Source organism: Bacillus sp. PS95, assembly GCF_037963565.1.
GTDB classification, from domain to species: domain Bacteria; phylum Bacillota; class Bacilli; order Bacillales; family Bacillaceae; genus Bacillus; species Bacillus subtilis.
This window is the reverse complement of the sequence record NZ_CP150160.1, coordinates 2,346,679-2,364,090: the sequence shown is the minus strand read 5'-3', so window position 1 is coordinate 2,364,090 and position 17,412 is coordinate 2,346,679. Positions and strand designations below refer to the sequence as shown.

Sequence of the window (17,412 nt, the reverse complement as noted above, 5' to 3'; positions counted from 1 at the left end):
TATGTTAAACGGCCAAAAAGAATATCGCGTAGAAAAAGACTTCCTTGGGGAAAAACAAATTGAAGCAGATGTTTATTACGGAATTCAGACGCTCCGTGCTTCTGAAAATTTCCCAATCACAGGATACAAAATCCATGAGGAAATGATTAACGCACTGGCGATTGTGAAAAAAGCTGCGGCTCTTGCCAACATGGACGTGAAACGGCTGTATGAAGGAATTGGCCAAGCTATCGTACAAGCCGCTGACGAGATTCTCGAAGGCAAGTGGCACGATCAGTTTATCGTGGATCCGATTCAGGGCGGTGCCGGAACTTCTATGAACATGAACGCGAATGAGGTTATCGGAAACCGGGCGCTTGAAATCATGGGACATAAAAAGGGAGATTATATCCATTTAAGTCCAAACACACATGTGAACATGTCACAGTCTACGAACGATGTGTTTCCGACTGCTATTCATATTTCCACATTGAAGCTCTTAGAAAAACTGCTGAAAACAATGGAAGATATGCATAGCGTGTTTAAGCAAAAAGCACAGGAGTTTGACTCTGTTATTAAAATGGGCCGGACACACCTTCAAGATGCGGTTCCGATCCGTCTTGGCCAGGAATTCGAAGCTTACAGCCGTGTTCTCGAGCGTGATATCAAACGAATCAAGCAATCGCGCCAGCACCTATATGAAGTCAACATGGGCGCAACTGCTGTTGGTACAGGGCTGAACGCTGATCCTGAATATATCAAACAGGTAGTAAAGCACCTTGCTGATATTAGCGGGCTTCCTCTTGTCGGCGCTGATCATCTTGTTGATGCGACACAAAATACAGATGCCTATACAGAGGTATCAGCTTCATTAAAAGTCTGCATGATGAACATGTCGAAGATCGCAAACGACCTGCGCTTAATGGCGTCGGGACCGCGCGCCGGACTTGCGGAAATTTCTCTGCCTGCACGTCAGCCGGGTTCATCTATTATGCCGGGGAAAGTCAATCCGGTTATGGCGGAGCTGATCAACCAAATTGCGTTCCAGGTTATCGGAAACGACAATACAATCTGCCTTGCTTCAGAAGCCGGCCAGCTTGAGTTGAACGTCATGGAGCCCGTGCTTGTCTTTAATTTGCTTCAATCCATCAGCATCATGAACAACGGCTTCCGTTCGTTCACTGACAACTGCTTAAAAGGCATTGAAGCCAACGAAAAGCGTATGAAGCAATACGTAGAAAAAAGCGCAGGCGTGATCACAGCTGTCAATCCGCATCTTGGGTATGAAGCGGCAGCTAGAATTGCCAGGGAAGCAATTATGACAGGGCAATCTGTCCGGGATCTTTGTCTGCAGCATGATGTGCTGACTGAAGAAGAATTGGATATTATTTTAAACCCATATGAGATGACCAAACCAGGTATCGCAGGGAAAGAACTATTAGAAAAATAAAATTTGTACAAAATACAGCTTATTCATCTCCGAATAGTCGGATGAATAAGCTGTTTACAACATAGGGATGAGGAAGTATAGTATACGTGTTGCACTATATATTGAAAGCGTTTTAGCTTTTACATGAAGGGGGACTTCTTTTGAAGGATGTAAGATTACCAACACTATTTGAAATTATTATTGTACTAGGGGTATTTTTAGCACTTGTTCTATCGTTTACAGTCTTTCTCGACTTGCCGATACAGCTGGCGCTTTTTGTTTCATGGTTTATTGCAATGCTTTTAGGTATAAGACTCGGTTATTCTTATAAAGATTTACAAAATGCGATTGTACATGGGATATCAAATGGCCTTGAAGCCGTACTGATTCTCGTTTCAGTTGGGGCGCTCATCGGAACATGGATTGCCGGAGGCGTTGTGCCGACTTTGATTTATTACGGACTGGAATTTATTCACCCAAGTATCTTTTTACTAGCAACGTTAATTATTTGTTCCATTATGTCTGTGGCAACAGGAACGTCATGGGGAACAGTCGGAACTGCCGGCATTGCCATGATTGCAATAGGAGAGGGTTTAGGCATTCCGCTTCCTCTAGTAGCGGGAGCTATTCTTTCAGGTGCTTATTTCGGGGACAAGCTGTCTCCGCTGTCTGACAGTACAGTTCTAGCTTCTTCACTATCAAAAGTCGATGTATTGGCTCACGTGAGAGCAATGCTTTATTTATCAATACCTGCGTATGTCATTACAGCTATACTCTTTACAATTGTTGGATTTATGTACGGCGGGAAAAATATTGATCTTGATAAAGTTGAATTCTTAAAATCATCTTTGCAAAACACGTTTGACATTCATATTTGGATGCTGATCCCGGCAGTTGTCGTCATAGTCTTATTGGCGATGAAAAAGCCATCTATGCCGGTTATCGTAATTGGCGCTTTACTCGGCGCAATCTGGGCTGTCGTTTTCCAAGGAATGGATATTGCCCATGCGATTGCAACTGCGTACAACGGCTTCTCTATTAAAACTGATGTTGAATTTTTGAACGGCTTGTTAAACCGCGGTGGAATTGTCGGTATGCTTGATTCTCTCGTCGTCATCATCTTTGGCCTTGGTTTTGGCGGTCTGCTTGAGAAACTCGGCGTGTTAAAAGTCATTGTTTCAACGTTTGAAAAGAAATTAACTTCAGCCGGCAATGTCACATTGTCTACACTGATCGTAGCGTTTTTAGCAAACATCTTCGGCTGTGCGATGTATGTATCCCTTATTTTGACTCCGAAAATTATGGAAGACAGCTATGATCGCTTACATCTGGACAGAAGAGTGTTATCACGCAACTCAGAGGTCGGGGGAACATTGACTTCGGGGATGGTTCCTTGGTCTGATAATGGGATTTACATGGCTGGTATTTTAGGTGTTTCTACCTTCTCTTATCTGCCGTTTATGTGGCTCAGTTTTGTAGCAATAGGTCTTGCAATTATCTATGGTTATACAGGAAAATTTATATGGTATACGAAAAACAATACAGTTAAAGCCGAAAAACTAGGCTAATAGGGGAGGATCACTGAATGATAGCGAAACACATGATTCGGACACTGATGATCGAAACGCCTTCGGTTCCCGGAAATCTTGGAAGGGTGGCTACGGCAATCGGCCTTCTGGGCGGGGATATTGGTGAAGTGGAGACGGTAAAAGTCGGACCCAATTACACAATGCGGAATATTACCGTTCAAGTGGAGAATGAAGAACAGCTTCAGGAAGTGATCGCGGCTGTACAGGCCCTCGGAGAAGGGATCAGGCTTCACACCGTATCTGATGAAGTCCTGTCCGCACATGAAGGCGGAAAAATCCAAATGAAAAGCAAAATGCCGATCCGTTCACTGGCAGAGCTGGGACGTGTCTACACACCAGGTGTTGCGGACGTGTGCCGACTGATCGAAAAAGAACCTGAAAAAGCTTCTATTTATACAACGATCAGCAATTCTGTTGCAATTGTAACGGATGGAACCGCAATTTTAGGCCTTGGGAATATCGGCTCTGTGGCTGGCATGCCTGTCATGGAAGGAAAGGCTGCTTTATTTGATCAGCTGGCGGGTATTAGCGGCATTCCGATACTGCTTGATACGAGTGATCCTGAAGAAATCATCAAAACAGTAAAACATATTTCTCCGGGCTTTAGCGGCATCCTTCTTGAGGATATCGGTTCGCCACATTGTTTTGAAATCGAGGATCGCCTAAAAGAGGAGCTGAACATTCCTGTTATGCACGATGACCAGCATGGTACAGCTGTAGTGACGCTGGCAGCTGCCATTTCGGCATGCAGGAGTGCGGGGGTTGACCTGAAGGAAGCGAAAGTGGGGCAAATCGGCCTTGGCGCAGCAGGCGTGGCCATCTGCCGAATGTTCATGGCTTATGGTGTGAATGCTGTATACGGAACAGACAAATCAGAGTCAGCAATGAACCGTCTCGAACAATACGGTGGACAGGCAGTTTCCAGTATTGAGGAGCTCATGGAAACATGTGATATTGTCATTGCTACAACGGGCGTTCCGGGTTTAATAAAACCGGCATTTGTACGTTCTGGTCAAGTCATTTTGGCTTTATCGAATCCGAAGCCGGAAATTGAGCCGGAGGCCGCACTGCAGGCTGGCGCCGCATATGCAGCTGACGGGCGTTCTGTTAATAATGTACTCGGTTTTCCGGGGATTTTTAGAGGAGCGCTTAACGCAAAAAGCACGGAGATTAATCATGATATGCTTGTCGCAGCAGCAGAGGCCATCGCAGCTTGCACTAAACAAGGTGATGTTGTCCCTCAGCCGCTTGATTCAAAAGTCCATCATGCGGTAGCAGCAGCTGTCGAGCATGCAGCTCTTACAGCAGTGAAATAAATGTAGCTAAACAGCACCTGTCGTAGCAGGTGCTGTTTTTTTTCTTATCATTGTTCAATTTTGTTATCATTACTATGAAAATAAAAAAGGGAGTGATCACATGGCAAAAAGCCAAGCGAAAAAGAAGCGGGAGCATCGATTGAGAAACGGCGGACGTGACGTCTTATTGTCAAGAGGCAGCACACCATCTTTTAGCACACATGAAAGAATGACAAAAAGCAAAAAAGAGATTTTGAATAAACGGAAGCATAAGAATCCTTATGATCATACAGAAGTTGATGATAAGGATTTTTTTTTGCCCCAAAAAGCCGCCTAGCATTCGTCTCTATCGTTTCTTTTTGAAAAAGGGCATGTTTTTCTGTTTCTTTCATACAATCTATTAAATCAAATCACTAGAGCGGGCGGGAGGAAACGGTATGCGAAAAATCTCTTATAAGGACATGTTTCTCAGGCATGTTAAAGATCATCTCTCTCTTTATATATTTGTGTCAGTGCTGTTTTTCATGGGTGTCATCTTTGGCGCGATTATTGTCAACAGTATGACCATCAGCCAGAAAGAAGATTTATACTACTACTTAAGTCAATTTTTTGGACAGCTTTCGGATGGAAAACAGGCAAGTTCAGCTGATATGTTTGGGCAAAGTATCTTTCATAATGCAAAGTATTTAGGCCTGATGTGGATACTGGGAATTTCCGTCATTGGGATGCCGATTATTTTCATCATGATCTTTCTGAAAGGGATCGTCGTCGGCTTTACTGTCGGGTTTTTAGTCAATCAGATGGGAGTAAGCGGGTTTTTCCTATCATTTGTCTCCGTTTTACCGCAAAATGTGCTGCTGATTCCGGCTTATCTTATTATGGGCACATGTGCAATTGCGTTTTCTTTAAAGTTAGTCAGACAGCTGTTCGTGAAACGAAGCCTCCATGACGCGCCGATTCAATGGTTCGGGCGGTATGCCTTTGTGCTGCTGGTCATTCTGTTTTTAGCGCTGATCTCATCTCTCTTTGAAGCATACTTATCTCCTGTTTTAATGGAAAAGCTTACATCTAGACTTTTTTAAAATTATTATTAAAAGAAAACCGTTTTATTTATCAGTTTATAATAATTATAGTTGGAACTCTGCGCGTATTTTGTTATAATGAGTCATGGAATGCGGCGTAGGAGGGAAAGACATGGAAAACCGTATTGATCGAATTAAGAAACAACTGCACTCATCCAGCTATAAACTTACGCCACAGCGTGAAGCGACAGTAAGAGTGCTGCTTGAAAACGAAGAAGACCATTTAAGCGCAGAAGATGTATACCTCCTCGTAAAAGAGAAATCTCCTGAGATCGGTCTCGCTACAGTATACCGTACGCTTGAATTATTAACTGAATTAAAAGTCGTAGATAAAATTAACTTTGGAGACGGTGTGTCCCGTTACGACCTTCGGAAAGAGGGAGCAGCTCACTTTCATCACCACTTGGTGTGCATGGAGTGCGGAGCCGTTGATGAAATTGAAGAAGATTTGCTTGAAGACGTGGAAGAAATCATTGAACGTGATTGGAAATTTAAGATTAAAGATCATAGATTGACGTTTCACGGCATTTGCCACCGCTGTAACGGAAAAGAAACTGAATAAACGGTGCCGAGCGCGAACCTTTTCTCATAGGGAAAGGGTTTTTTGCTGTTTCTATGTATAAAACCTTTCTGATTTGGCATATGGTTTATATAACTGGAATCATAGGGAAAGGATCGATTAGGACATGGGAAGATTCCTGAAAACAGCTGTCGATGCATTGAAAGTTTTCATCCTGTTTACCGGTTTTACCGCTTTGTTCTATTATGCTATGATATGGGTGAATCAAGAGTATGAAAACTATCATCGGTATGATAAACCGGAAGGCTCCGCTGTAAAAGTTGTTGAAATGGATCAGGATGAAAAAGGCGGATGGCTCGACCGGTTGATCTTTTTTTACCAAAACGGGGAGTAGATCAAGAGTGAAAGATCAAATAAAGGATTTCATCCACTACGTCATGGTAGAGAGAGGGCTCTCTCAAAATACGATCGTATCCTATGAACGTGACTTGAAAAGCTATTCTCTCTACTTAACAGAAACCCTTCATGTGACGGATTGGAATCACGTTACCCGCATACATATTATCCAATACTTAAAGCATTTGAAGGACTCGGGGAAATCCGGCAAGACATCGGCGCGGCATTTGGCATCCATTCGCTCTTTTCATCAATTTCTGCTCAGGGAAAAAGTAACGGATAAGGACCCTTCCGTTCATATCGAAACACAAAAGACGGAACGGGCGCTTCCGAAGGTGCTCGCACTCAATGAAGTCGAGCGATTATTGGACACGCCTAAGCTGACGAGCCCATTCGGCTATCGGGATAAAGCAATGCTGGAGCTGCTTTATGCGACAGGCATACGAGTCAGTGAAATGATTGAGTTGAAAACGGCAGATGTTCATTTATCTATAGGGTTTATCCGATGCTTCGGCAAAGGAAGAAAAGAACGGATTGTGCCAATTGGTGAAGCCGCCGCTTCCGCCATTGAGGAATATATGACAAAAGCCAGGGGAAAACTGTTAAAGAACAATGTGTCTGACGCCCTCTTTTTAAATCATCACGGCAAACAGATCAGCCGCCAGGGATTTTGGAAGAACCTGAAAAAAATCGCGTTGGAAGCCGGCATTAAGAAAGAGCTGACTCCGCATACGCTCAGGCATTCCTTTGCGACACATCTGCTTGAGAACGGGGCAGATTTAAGAGCGGTGCAGGAAATGCTCGGGCATGCGGATATATCCACGACGCAAATTTATACGCATGTGACGAAAACAAGGCTGAAGGATGTGTACAAGCAGTTTCATCCGCGAGCATAGCCGCAGGTGGCTGCGGCTTTTTTGTTTAGAGCGACAGAAAATATTGAAGTTTCTCATTATTTCCAAATACATTGTCAACGGGAATGAAAACGGTTTATACTTGAGTTGTCAGACCTCTTAGCGATACAATAGACGTATAGAAAAAAAGGAGGCTTTCAAGATGCCTGCATACAAATATAATCGTGTGTTTTTAATTGTGATGGACTCAGTCGGAATCGGCGAAGCGCCGGATGCCGCTGACTTTAATGACGAAGGCGCTCATACGCTCGGTCATATTGCCGAGCATATGAACGGATTACATATGCCGAATATGGCAAAGCTCGGCCTTGGTCTTATCGAAGATATCAAAGGTGTAGAAAAAACAGAACATCCGCTTGCGTATTATGGAAAAATGCAAGAAGCGTCAAACGGAAAAGATACGATGACCGGCCATTGGGAGATTATGGGTCTATACATTGATAAACCATTTAAAGTGTTCCCGGAAGGCTTTCCTGATGAATTGCTTCAAGAGCTGGAAAAGAGATCTGGCCGCAAAATTATTGGAAACAAGCCGGCTTCCGGCACAGCGATTTTGGATGAGCTTGGCCAGGAGCACATGGAGACAGGGGCTTTAATTGTTTACACGTCTGCTGACTCTGTTCTGCAAATTGCCGCTCACGAAGAGGTTGTGCCGCTTGAGGAGCTGTATCGCATTTGCGAAACGGCGAGAGAGCTGACGCTTGATCCGAAATATATGGTTGGCCGCATTATTGCACGGCCGTTCGTCGGAGAGCCAGGTCAATTCAAACGAACGCCAAACCGCCATGACTATGCCCTTAAACCGTTTGATCGCACTGTCATGAATGAATTGAAAGACAGCGGCTTAGATGTGATTTCAATCGGTAAAATCTCTGATATTTACGACGGAGAAGGCATTACTTCTTCACGCAGAACGGTTTCCAATATGGACGGAATGGACAAGGTGATCGATACGCTGGGAGAAGACTTTACGGGTCTGAGCTTTGCGAACCTTGTTGATTTTGACGCGTTATTCGGACACCGCCGTGACCCTGAAGGCTACGGACGCGCGCTTGAAGAATTTGATGCGCGGCTTCCGGAAGTGTTTGAAAAAATGAGAGAAGACGATCTGTTAATTATTACAGCCGACCACGGCAATGATCCGATTCATCATGGGACTGACCATACACGCGAGTATGTGCCGATTCTCGCTTACAGCAAAAAACATAAGAAAGCGCAAATGCTGCCGCTTGCAGATACATTTGCCGATATTGGCGCAACGATCGCTGATAATTTCCAAACGAATAAACCGAAATACGGGAAAAGCTTTTTATCTTTATTACAATAGGGGGACTGTTTTTTGAAGGACAGAATTGAACGCGCAGCCGCTTTTATTAAACAAAACCTGTCGGAATCTCCGAAGATCGGCCTTATTTTAGGCTCAGGTCTTGGCATTTTGGCGGACGAAATTGAAAATCCGGTCAAGCTGAAATATGAAGATATACCTGAATTCCCGGTATCTACTGTTGAAGGGCATGCCGGACAGCTTGTGCTTGGCACTCTTGAAGGAGTTTCCGTCATTGCAATGCAGGGCCGCTTTCATTTTTATGAAGGCTACTCAATGGAGAAAGTCACATTCCCTGTACGCGTGATGAAAGCGCTCGGTGTGGAAGCGTTGATCGTGACAAATGCCGCAGGCGGTGTCAACACTGAATTCCGTGCGGGAGACTTAATGATTATTACCGATCATATCAACTTTATGGGAACAAACCCGTTAATCGGGCCAAACGAAGCAGATTTCGGCGCCAGATTTCCAGATATGTCTTCAGCCTATGACAAAGATCTGTCCAGCCTGGCTGAAAAGATTGCGAAAGACCTTAATATCCCAATTCAAAAAGGCGTGTACACTGCTGTGACAGGACCTTCTTACGAAACACCGGCAGAAGTCCGGTTCTTAAGAACGATGGGCTCTGATGCAGTCGGCATGTCTACTGTTCCGGAAGTCATTGTAGCGAATCATGCGGGAATGCGGGTTCTTGGCATTTCCTGCATCTCTAACGCGGCAGCCGGAATTCTGGATCAGCCTTTAAGTCACGATGAAGTTATGGAAGTGACCGAAAAAGTAAAAGCTGGATTCTTAAAGCTTGTTAAAGCGATCGTCGCTCAGTACGAATAAAAATGAATCAATGCAGGACCAAAAGACAGCTGTGTCTGATATCACACAGCTGTCTTTTTTATGCCCAAAATTCGAAACATTTTCCATCAGTGGCGTATAAAACCATCCGGCTTGGAAAAAATAAAAAGGATTATGAAATGGAGGGCTTTTGAGATGAAACGTCTTTTATCCACTTTGTTGATTGGTATAATGCTGCTTACATTTGCACCGTCTGCATTTGCAAAACAAGACGGAAAACGTACATCGGAGCTTGCTCATGAAGCGAAGTCTGCGGTGCTGATAGAACGTGACACGGGAAAAGTGCTTTACAACAAGAACAGCAATGAGAGACTGGCGCCTGCAAGCATGACGAAAATTATGACGATGCTTTTGATTATGGAAGCTTTAGATAAAGGCAAAATCAAAATGAGTGATAAAGTCCGTACAAGCGAGCATGCGGCGTCAATGGGCGGCTCACAGATATTCCTTGAGCCCGGCGAAGAAATGACTGTCAAAGAAATGCTGAAAGGCATCGCAATCGCTTCGGGAAATGACGCTTCCGTCGCCATGGCTGAATTTATTTCCGGCTCTGAAGAAGAATTTGTGAAGAAAATGAATAAAAAAGCAAAAGAGCTGGGATTGAAAAATACATCCTTTAAAAACCCAACAGGACTGACCGAGGAAGGACACTACAGCTCTGCTTATGACATGGCAATCATGGCTAAGGAATTATTGAAATACGAATCAATTACGAAGTTTACCGGCACGTATGAAGATTATCTGCGTGAAAATACAGATAAAAAGTTTTGGCTTGTAAATACAAATCGCCTTATCAAATTTTATCCTGGTGTAGACGGCGTAAAAACAGGCTATACAGGCGAAGCGAAATATTGTCTGACTGCTTCGGCTAAAAAAGGAAACATGCGGGCCATAGCGGTTGTATTCGGAGCGAGCACGCCTAAAGAAAGAAACGCGCAAGTGACAAAAATGCTTGACTTCGCCTTTAGCCAATATGAAACGCATCCTTTATATAAACGAAATCAAACAGTAGCAAAAGTAAAGGTCAAAAAAGGGAAACAAAAATTGATCGAACTCACTACATCTGAGCCGATTTCAATATTGACGAAAAAAGGCGAGGATATGAACGATGTGAAAAAAGAAATCAAGATGAAGGACAATATTAGTGCTCCGATTCAAAAAGGCCAAGAGCTTGGCACTCTTGTTCTGAAAAAGGATGGAGAAGTACTCGCTGAAAGTCCTGTTGCTGCAAAAGAAGATATGAAGAAAGCCGGGTTTATCACATTCTTGAAGCGGACGATGGGAGACTGGACAAAATTTAAGTAATTATGCCGAATGACCACTAGTTTTGTCACGGTGAAGGAATTCATTCCGTCGAAATCGAAACACTCATTATCCGATCATATCAAGGAGGAATGAGCATGAGCCTTGGAATTGACATGAATGTCAAAGAATCTGTGCTTTGTATTCGATTAACAGGCGAACTCGATCACCATACGGCTGAAACCCTGAAGCAAAAAGTGACTCAATCATTGGAGAAGGATGATATTCGCCATATCGTGCTGAACTTGGAGGACCTTTCCTTTATGGACAGCTCGGGGCTTGGCGTTATTTTAGGAAGATACAAGCAAATTAAGCAAATTGGCGGGGAAATGGTCGTTTGCGCTATCTCTCCTGCGGTGAAGCGATTGTTTGATATGTCGGGTCTGTTTAAAATTATCCGATTTGAACAATCTGAACAGCAGGCACTCCTGACACTGGGGGTGGCATCATGAAAAATGAAATGCACCTTGAGTTTTCTGCCCTCAGTCAGAATGAATCGTTCGCCCGTGTGACAGTTGCATCATTTATAGCTCAGCTGGACCCGACAATGGATGAACTGACTGAAATCAAAACAGTCGTGTCAGAGGCTGTCACGAATGCGATTATCCATGGATATGAAGAGAACTGTGAAGGGAAAGTTTACATTTCAGTGACGCTGGAAGATCATGTCGTATATATGACCATTCGTGATGAAGGCTTAGGCATTACAGATCTTGAAGAAGCCCGTCAGCCTCTATTTACGACTAAGCCTGAGCTTGAGCGCTCTGGAATGGGCTTTACCATTATGGAAAATTTCATGGATGATGTCAGTATCGATTCATCGCCTGAAATGGGAACAACGATTCGCTTAACAAAGCACTTATCAAAAAGCAAAGCGCTTTGTAATTAAGGAGATTTGTTATGGATGTGGAGGTTAAGAAAAACGGCAAAAACGCTCAGCTGAAGGATCATGAAGTAAAGGAATTAATCAAACAAAGCCAAAATGGCGACCAGCAGGCAAGAGACCTCCTCATAGAAAAAAACATGCGTCTTGTTTGGTCTGTCGTACAGCGGTTTTTAAACAGAGGATATGAGCCTGACGATCTCTTCCAGATCGGCTGCATCGGGCTGTTAAAATCTGTTGACAAATTTGATTTAACCTATGATGTGCGTTTTTCAACGTATGCAGTGCCGATGATTATCGGAGAAATCCAACGATTTATCCGTGATGACGGAACCGTAAAGGTATCAAGGTCATTAAAAGAGCTTGGAAACAAAATCCGGCGCGCGAAGGATGAGCTTTCGAAAACACTGGGCAGAGTGCCGACGGTGCAGGAGATCGCTGACCATTTGGAGATTGAAGCTGAGGATGTTGTACTGGCCCAAGAGGCGGTAAGGGCTCCATCTTCGATTCACGAAACCGTTTATGAAAATGACGGAGATCCGATTACCCTGCTTGATCAAATCGCTGACAACTCAGAAGAAAAATGGTTTGACAAAATTGCGCTGAAAGAAGCGATCAGCGATTTGGAGGAAAGGGAAAAACTAATCGTCTATCTCAGATATTATAAAGACCAGACACAGTCCGAGGTGGCTGAGCGGCTCGGGATCTCTCAGGTGCAGGTTTCCAGGCTTGAAAAGAAAATATTAAAACAGATCAAGGTTCAAATGGATCATACGGATGGCTAGTCTGCAGTGCAGGCTAGCTTTTTTGTGTGCAAAAGCGTGGTAATTTATGGTCTTTTCGAGCGGATGAATGAGAACAAAATCGAACCACATACTACATATATAACCACCGAAAGATGGTGATCAATGATGGAACGACGAATATTTATCCGGCTTCGCCACCGGGTGCTGGCACATCCAGGGGATATTATTACCGTTGGAGATGCCGCGCAAATAGAAGGGCAGCTTCAGCTGAAAAAGAAACTTTCGGCTATGCCGCTTTATCAGGTGAGCGAAAAAGATAAAAATATCGTAATTCTGGATATCATACAAGTCCTCAGAGCCATTCATTTACAAGATCCGACACTTGATGTTCAAACCGTAGGCGGAGCAGAAACCATTGTTGAAATTCAGTATCGAAAGCGAAATTTATCAACGGTTCTATTTATCGGTGTCTGGCTGCTTCTGTTTATTGGATCGTGTCTTGCCATCATGAACTTTCATGAGGATGTAAGCATGAGAGATGTTCATATCGCACTATATGAAATCATAACCGGAGAGAGGAATGATTATCCATATTTGCTTCAAATCCCATACAGCATCGGTTTGGGACTGGGGATGATCGTGTTTTTTAACCACATATTTAAAAAGCGCCTAAATGAAGAGCCCAGCCCGCTGGAGGTTGAGATGTTTAACTATCAGCTTGATCTCGATCAATATGTGGCCATGCATGAGAATCAAGAAACCATAAAGGATCTGCATGATCGTTAGTGTATTGTTCATCATTTTTGTCGGGCTCGGCGGAGGCATAACGGTGGGGGCGGGTTTCGTTGCTTTTTTAACCGTAATGGGAATCATTCCGCGGCTGATGCAGCTCACCAAAACAATGAGATTTGTTCAGGCTTATGAAGCGGCTGTTATTCTTGGCGCGGTTTGCGGGGGATGGGAGACGCTTCATATGAATCATCTTTATCTAACAAAATGGATAGCTGTGCCGGTCGGGCTTCTGGCAGGTTTGTTCGTCGGGATGCTAGCGGCTGCTCTTACAGAGGTTTTAAATGTCCTGCCGATTTTGGCGAAACGAATCGGGCTCAGAAGTAAAATCATTATTTTATTAATGGCCATCGTGATTGGGAAAATCGCGGGATCTTTATTTCACTGGCTGTACTTTATTGACCATTCATAAGGAGGTTTCAAGATGACAAACATAAAAGAAAATTACAAATCAAAAGTGAAAACATATCAGCCTAAGCCGCCTTACGTCTGGAACTGTGTAAAAGCCTTTTTAGTGGGCGGACTGATTTGTGCAATCGGGCAAGGTCTGCAAAATTTTTATATCCATTTTTTTGATTTCAATGAAAAAACTGCGGGGAATCCAACAGCTGCAACGCTGATATTAATTTCTGCCCTGCTTACAGGGTTTGGCATCTATGACAGAATCGGACAATTCGCAGGCGCAGGTTCAGCCGTACCTGTCACAGGTTTTGCCAACAGTATGGCAAGCGCGGCTCTTGAATATAAAAGCGAAGGATTAGTGCTTGGAGTAGCGACAAATATGTTTAAACTGGCAGGAAATGTTATTGTTTTCGGAGTTGTAGCTGCATACATCGTTGGAATGATTCGGTTTGCTTTTGAGAAACTGATGTCATAGGAGGAGAAGAAAATGAAATTAACAGGAAAGCAAACCTGGGTATTTGAACATCCCATATTTGTCAACTCAGCGGGAACGGCAGCAGGACCAAAGGAAAAAGACGGACCGCTCGGCTCTTTATTTGATAAAACCTATGACGAAATGCATTGTAATCAAAAAAGCTGGGAAATGGCGGAACGGCAGCTGATGGAAGACGCTGTTAATGTTGCACTTCAAAAAAACAATCTGACAAAAGATGATATTGACCTATTGCTGGCAGGCGACTTGCTGAACCAAAACGTGACCGCTAACTATGTGGCAAGACACTTGAAAATCCCATTTCTTTGTATGTTTGGCGCCTGTTCAACATCAATGGAAACAGTGGCTGTCGCATCAGCCTTAGTTGATGGAGGGTTTGCCAAAAGGGCACTGGCTGCCACCAGCAGTCACAATGCAACTGCGGAAAGACAGTTTCGCTATCCGACAGAATACGGAGGGCAAAAACCGGACACTGCTACCTCCACTGTAACCGGAAGCGGTGCAGTTGTCATCAGTCAGACACCGGGTGATATCCAAATCACAAGTGCGACTGTCGGAAAGGTTTCTGATTTAGGAATTACAGATCCTTTTGATATGGGATCGGCTATGGCTCCGGCTGCAGCTGATACGATTAAGCAGCACTTTAAAGATCTCAACCGGACAGCGGATGACTATGATCTAATCCTGACAGGTGACCTGTCAGGCGTCGGTTCTCCAATCGTAAAAGACATTTTAAAAGAAGATGGATATCCAGTCGGCACAAAGCATGATGATTGCGGGCTTCTGATTTACACTCCGGATCAGCAGGTCTTTGCCGGGGGGAGCGGCTGTGCTTGTTCAGCGGTTGTCACCTACTCTCATATTTTTAAGCAGCTGAGAGAAGGAAAACTAAACCGTGTATTTGTCGTGGCGACCGGGGCGCTATTAAGCCCGACGATGATCCAGCAAAAAGAAACCATCCCGACTATCGCCCACGGGGTTGTATTTGAGCGTGCAGGAGGTGCATCTTAATATGGACTACCTTTTGGCTTTTGTCTGCGGCGGGGCCATTTGTATCGTCGGCCAGCTGCTCTTGGATATTTTTAAATTGACGCCAGCTCATGTCATGACATCATTTGTTGTAATCGGTGCAATATTAGATGGTTTCGGCATTTACGATAAATTTATTGAATTTGCCGGAGGAGGCGCCACCGTTCCGATCGTCAGCTTCGGTCACAGTCTTCTGCACGGCGCCATGCATCAGGCGCATATACACGGATTTATCGGAATCGGCATGGGGATTTTTGAGCTGACCTCGGCCGGTATCTCAGCCGCTATTCTTTTCGCCTTTATCGTAGCTGTTATTTTCAAACCGAAAGGATAATGCCGACATGACGACAAAACGCAAGGTCATACTGGTAACAGACGGGGATGTTTATGCCGCTAAAACAATTGAATATGCCGCAAGCAAAGTGGGAGGCCGATGCATTTCACAATCAAAAGGGAATCCTTCCACCCGCAGCGGCGCCGAGCTTGTCAAGCTGATCGCCTCAGCACCGTATGATCCTGTATTTGTCATGTTTGACGACTCCGGCCTTCAAGGAGAGGGTCCGGGAGAAGCCGCTCTAACCTATGTCGCAACCCATCCGTCTATTGAAGTGCTCGGTGTGATTGCGGTCGCGTCAAAAACACATCAGGCTGAATGGACCAGGGTCGATGTAAGCATTGACCGCAATGGAGAAATAACTGAATACGGCGTCGATAAAGTCGGGGAAAGGGAATTTGATGACCACAGAATGAGTGGAGATACAGTCTATTGCCTTGATAAACTTGATCTCCCGCTTATTGTCGGTATCGGGGATATCGGCAAAATGGGCAGAAAAGACGATATCTCAAAAGGGTCGCCAATCACCATGAAAGCGGTCGAGTTTATTTTAGAAAGGAGCGGGTATTATGCCGGACCACAAGGAAGAGAAAATTCGGGTTTATCGGAATCCAGCTAAAAATGAAGAGTATTTCAAAAACCGTGTTGGGATGGGGACGAGCTATGATGTAGGTGTTCGCAAGCTCACGATTTTAGATAAAGAGATCCAGCTTTACTATCTAAATGGATTATGCGATACAGCCTATATTATTCATTTAATGAGAGAACTTGTTGCCATTAACAATCGGAAAGAAGACCCTGATGAGCTGGTCGACATCGTCGAAAACAGGCTGCTTAACGCCCAGGTCGAAAAAGTAAAAACCTTGGATGAAACCACCGACCAAGTGCTGTCCGGGCTCGTCGCTGTCATTGTTGAAGGTGCAGGCTTCGCATTTATAATTGACGTCAGAAGCTATCCGGGCAGAAACCCGGAAGAACCTGATACGGAAAAGGTAGTCAGGGGAGCCAGAGACGGATTTGTTGAAAATATCGTCGTCAATACGGCCCTTCTCAGAAGGCGGATCAGAGACGAACGTCTTCGAGTCAAGATGACGAAAGTTGGTGAGCGGTCAAAGACGGATTTAAGCATTTGTTATATTGAAGATATAGCTGATCCGGATTTGGTTGAGATCGTAGAAAAAGAAATTGCATCCATTGATGTCGATGGATTAACAATGGCAGACAAAACTGTCGAGGAATTCATTGTTAATCAAAGCTATAATCCTTTTCCGCTCGTGCGCTATACAGAAAGACCGGATGTGGCCGCAAATCATGTTCTAGAAGGCCATGTTATCATTATAGTGGACACATCGCCGAGTGTGATCATTACCCCGACGACTTTATTTCACCATGTGCAGCATGCTGAAGAATATAGGCAGGCGCCTTCAGTCGGGACCTTTTTAAGGTGGGTAAGATTTTTCGGTATTCTTGCTTCTACTTTATTTCTTCCGATCTGGTTTCTCTTTGTGCTTCAGCCTGATCTGCTCCCGGACAACATGAAATTTATCGGTTTAAATAAAGATACGCATATCCCGATCATCCTGCAGATATTTTTAGCTGACTTAGGAATCGAGTTTCTCAGAATGGCTGCCATTCACACACCGACGGCTTTATCGACAGCAATGGGTTTAATTGCCGCTGTTCTGATCGGGCAGATTGCGATTGAGGTCGGCCTTTTTTCGCCTGAGGTGATTCTGTACGTCTCACTTGCGGCGATTGGAACCTTTACGACGCCTAGTTATGAATTAAGCTTGGCAAACAAAATGAGCCGTCTTGTCCTCATGATACTCGTTGCCTTATTTCATATAAAAGGGCTCGTCATCGGATTTACAGTGCTAATTATTTCCATGGCAAGCATCAAATCCCTTCAGACACCGTACTTATGGCCGCTGATTCCCTTTAACGGAAAGGCGCTGTGGCAGGTTCTTGTCCGCACAGCGAAACCTGGCGCAAAAGTAAGACCCAGTATCGTTCACCCCAAAAATCGCTTAAGACAGCCTACCAATTCATAATCGCAT

General features: G+C 44.3%; 21 protein-coding genes. All 21 read left to right on the top strand.

Annotated elements, in window-relative coordinates:
* Window position 1 precedes the first annotated feature (1 nt).
* The 21 genes from aspA (at window position 2) to spoVAF (ending at window position 17,406) form a co-directional block, all read left to right on the top strand.
* Window positions 2-1,429, top strand: a complete 1,428-nt coding sequence (aspA, locus tag NSQ12_RS12090) for an aspartate ammonia-lyase (RefSeq protein ID WP_003230430.1) — start codon at window positions 2-4, stop codon at window positions 1,427-1,429.
* 140 nt (window positions 1,430-1,569) lie between these two features.
* Window positions 1,570-2,976, top strand: a complete 1,407-nt coding sequence (mleN, locus tag NSQ12_RS12085; RefSeq protein ID WP_130572529.1) for a malate-H+/Na+-lactate antiporter MleN — start codon at window positions 1,570-1,572, stop codon at window positions 2,974-2,976.
* Between the two features lie 17 nt (window positions 2,977-2,993).
* A complete protein-coding gene (locus NSQ12_RS12080; protein WP_004398731.1) occupies window positions 2,994-4,313 on the top strand; it encodes an NAD-dependent malic enzyme in 1,320 nt (439 codons plus the stop codon).
* Window positions 4,314-4,413: 100 nt separating this feature from the next.
* Entirely contained in the window at window positions 4,414-4,629 is a 216-nt protein-coding gene (locus tag NSQ12_RS12075; RefSeq protein WP_088326395.1) for a hypothetical protein, read from the top strand.
* 100 nt (window positions 4,630-4,729) lie between these two features.
* Window positions 4,730-5,374, top strand: coding sequence for a stage II sporulation protein M (gene spoIIM, locus NSQ12_RS12070; protein WP_339174803.1), 645 nt, complete (start codon window positions 4,730-4,732; stop codon window positions 5,372-5,374).
* A gap of 112 nt (window positions 5,375-5,486) precedes the next feature.
* Window positions 5,487-5,936, top strand: coding sequence for a ferric iron uptake transcriptional regulator (fur, locus tag NSQ12_RS12065; protein WP_003223972.1), 450 nt, complete (start codon window positions 5,487-5,489; stop codon window positions 5,934-5,936).
* 124 nt (window positions 5,937-6,060) lie between these two features.
* Complete coding sequence (locus NSQ12_RS12060; protein ID WP_014477240.1) at window positions 6,061-6,288, top strand: YqzK family protein; 228 nt, start codon at window positions 6,061-6,063, stop codon at window positions 6,286-6,288.
* Between the two features lie 7 nt (window positions 6,289-6,295).
* Entirely contained in the window at window positions 6,296-7,186 is an 891-nt protein-coding gene (xerD, locus tag NSQ12_RS12055) for a site-specific tyrosine recombinase XerD (RefSeq protein ID WP_339174801.1), read from the top strand.
* Window positions 7,187-7,346: 160 nt separating this feature from the next.
* The gene (deoB, locus tag NSQ12_RS12050; RefSeq protein ID WP_015251776.1) at window positions 7,347-8,531 is read left to right on the top strand and encodes a phosphopentomutase; all 1,185 of its coding nucleotides are present in this window, start codon (window positions 7,347-7,349) and stop codon (window positions 8,529-8,531) included.
* Between the two features lie 12 nt (window positions 8,532-8,543).
* The gene (locus NSQ12_RS12045; protein ID WP_339174799.1) at window positions 8,544-9,359 is read left to right on the top strand and encodes a purine nucleoside phosphorylase I, inosine and guanosine-specific; all 816 of its coding nucleotides are present in this window, start codon (window positions 8,544-8,546) and stop codon (window positions 9,357-9,359) included.
* 153 nt (window positions 9,360-9,512) lie between these two features.
* Window positions 9,513-10,682 (top strand): D-alanyl-D-alanine carboxypeptidase DacF, encoded by a 1,170-nt coding sequence (gene dacF / locus NSQ12_RS12040; protein WP_014480174.1) that lies wholly within the window; start codon window positions 9,513-9,515, stop codon window positions 10,680-10,682.
* 95 nt (window positions 10,683-10,777) lie between these two features.
* Window positions 10,778-11,131, top strand: a complete 354-nt coding sequence (spoIIAA, locus tag NSQ12_RS12035) for an anti-sigma F factor antagonist (RefSeq protein WP_004398633.1) — start codon at window positions 10,778-10,780, stop codon at window positions 11,129-11,131.
* Window positions 11,128-11,568 (top strand): anti-sigma F factor, encoded by a 441-nt coding sequence (gene spoIIAB / locus NSQ12_RS12030; RefSeq protein ID WP_003230452.1) that lies wholly within the window; start codon window positions 11,128-11,130, stop codon window positions 11,566-11,568. The genes spoIIAA and spoIIAB overlap by 4 nt, the downstream gene beginning before the upstream one ends.
* 11 nt (window positions 11,569-11,579) lie before the next feature.
* Window positions 11,580-12,347: an RNA polymerase sporulation sigma factor SigF gene (gene sigF, locus NSQ12_RS12025; protein ID WP_003230458.1), complete on the top strand. Its 768-nt coding sequence runs from the start codon at window positions 11,580-11,582 to the stop codon at window positions 12,345-12,347.
* 126 nt (window positions 12,348-12,473) lie between these two features.
* A complete protein-coding gene (gene spoVAA / locus NSQ12_RS12020) occupies window positions 12,474-13,094 on the top strand; it encodes a stage V sporulation protein SpoVAA (RefSeq protein WP_015714205.1) in 621 nt (206 codons plus the stop codon).
* The gene (gene spoVAB, locus NSQ12_RS12015) at window positions 13,084-13,509 is read left to right on the top strand and encodes a stage V sporulation protein SpoVAB (RefSeq protein WP_003230463.1); all 426 of its coding nucleotides are present in this window, start codon (window positions 13,084-13,086) and stop codon (window positions 13,507-13,509) included. Before spoVAA ends, spoVAB begins: the two co-directional genes overlap by 11 nt.
* A 12-nt stretch (window positions 13,510-13,521) precedes the next feature.
* The gene (gene spoVAC, locus NSQ12_RS12010; protein ID WP_003223947.1) at window positions 13,522-13,974 is read left to right on the top strand and encodes a stage V sporulation protein AC; all 453 of its coding nucleotides are present in this window, start codon (window positions 13,522-13,524) and stop codon (window positions 13,972-13,974) included.
* Between the two features lie 12 nt (window positions 13,975-13,986).
* Window positions 13,987-15,003, top strand: a complete 1,017-nt coding sequence (spoVAD, locus tag NSQ12_RS12005; RefSeq protein ID WP_003230465.1) for a stage V sporulation protein AD — start codon at window positions 13,987-13,989, stop codon at window positions 15,001-15,003.
* Window position 15,004: 1 nt separating this feature from the next.
* A complete protein-coding gene (gene spoVAE / locus NSQ12_RS12000) occupies window positions 15,005-15,355 on the top strand; it encodes a stage V sporulation protein AE (RefSeq protein ID WP_003230467.1) in 351 nt (116 codons plus the stop codon).
* Window positions 15,356-15,362: 7 nt separating this feature from the next.
* On the top strand, window positions 15,363-15,974 hold the full coding sequence (gene spoVAEA, locus NSQ12_RS11995; protein WP_339174796.1) for a stage V sporulation protein SpoVABEA: 612 nt from the start codon (window positions 15,363-15,365) through the stop codon (window positions 15,972-15,974).
* A complete protein-coding gene (gene spoVAF / locus NSQ12_RS11990) occupies window positions 15,925-17,406 on the top strand; it encodes a spore germination protein SpoVAF (RefSeq protein WP_047182828.1) in 1,482 nt (493 codons plus the stop codon). Before spoVAEA ends, spoVAF begins: the two co-directional genes overlap by 50 nt.
* The last annotated feature ends 6 nt before the right edge of the window (window positions 17,407-17,412 follow it).

Excerpts from the sequence above, each read along its gene's own strand:
- spoVAB (WP_003230463.1), top strand. The coding sequence starts at position 13,084 with ATGATCGTTAGTGTATTGTTCATCATTTTTGTCGGGCTCGGCGGAGGC.
- sigF (WP_003230458.1), top strand. The coding sequence starts at position 11,580 with ATGGATGTGGAGGTTAAGAAAAACGGCAAAAACGCTCAGCTGAAGGAT.
- spoIIAB (WP_003230452.1), top strand. The coding sequence starts at position 11,128 with ATGAAAAATGAAATGCACCTTGAGTTTTCTGCCCTCAGTCAGAATGAA.
- spoIIM (WP_339174803.1), top strand. The coding sequence starts at position 4,730 with ATGCGAAAAATCTCTTATAAGGACATGTTTCTCAGGCATGTTAAAGAT.
- NSQ12_RS12075 (WP_088326395.1), top strand. The coding sequence starts at position 4,414 with ATGGCAAAAAGCCAAGCGAAAAAGAAGCGGGAGCATCGATTGAGAAAC.
- spoVAF (WP_047182828.1), top strand. The coding sequence starts at position 15,925 with ATGCCGGACCACAAGGAAGAGAAAATTCGGGTTTATCGGAATCCAGCT.
- spoIIAA (WP_004398633.1), top strand. The coding sequence starts at position 10,778 with ATGAGCCTTGGAATTGACATGAATGTCAAAGAATCTGTGCTTTGTATT.
- deoB (WP_015251776.1), top strand. The coding sequence starts at position 7,347 with ATGCCTGCATACAAATATAATCGTGTGTTTTTAATTGTGATGGACTCA.
- spoVAC (WP_003223947.1), top strand. The coding sequence starts at position 13,522 with ATGACAAACATAAAAGAAAATTACAAATCAAAAGTGAAAACATATCAG.
- spoVAE (WP_003230467.1), top strand. The coding sequence starts at position 15,005 with ATGGACTACCTTTTGGCTTTTGTCTGCGGCGGGGCCATTTGTATCGTC.
- spoVAA (WP_015714205.1), top strand. The coding sequence starts at position 12,474 with ATGGAACGACGAATATTTATCCGGCTTCGCCACCGGGTGCTGGCACAT.
- fur (WP_003223972.1), top strand. The coding sequence starts at position 5,487 with ATGGAAAACCGTATTGATCGAATTAAGAAACAACTGCACTCATCCAGC.
- spoVAEA (WP_339174796.1), top strand. The coding sequence starts at position 15,363 with ATGACGACAAAACGCAAGGTCATACTGGTAACAGACGGGGATGTTTAT.
- aspA (WP_003230430.1), top strand. The coding sequence starts at position 2 with ATGTTAAACGGCCAAAAAGAATATCGCGTAGAAAAAGACTTCCTTGGG.
- spoVAD (WP_003230465.1), top strand. The coding sequence starts at position 13,987 with ATGAAATTAACAGGAAAGCAAACCTGGGTATTTGAACATCCCATATTT.
- NSQ12_RS12060 (WP_014477240.1), top strand. The coding sequence starts at position 6,061 with ATGGGAAGATTCCTGAAAACAGCTGTCGATGCATTGAAAGTTTTCATC.
- dacF (WP_014480174.1), top strand. The coding sequence starts at position 9,513 with ATGAAACGTCTTTTATCCACTTTGTTGATTGGTATAATGCTGCTTACA.
- NSQ12_RS12080 (WP_004398731.1), top strand. The coding sequence starts at position 2,994 with ATGATAGCGAAACACATGATTCGGACACTGATGATCGAAACGCCTTCG.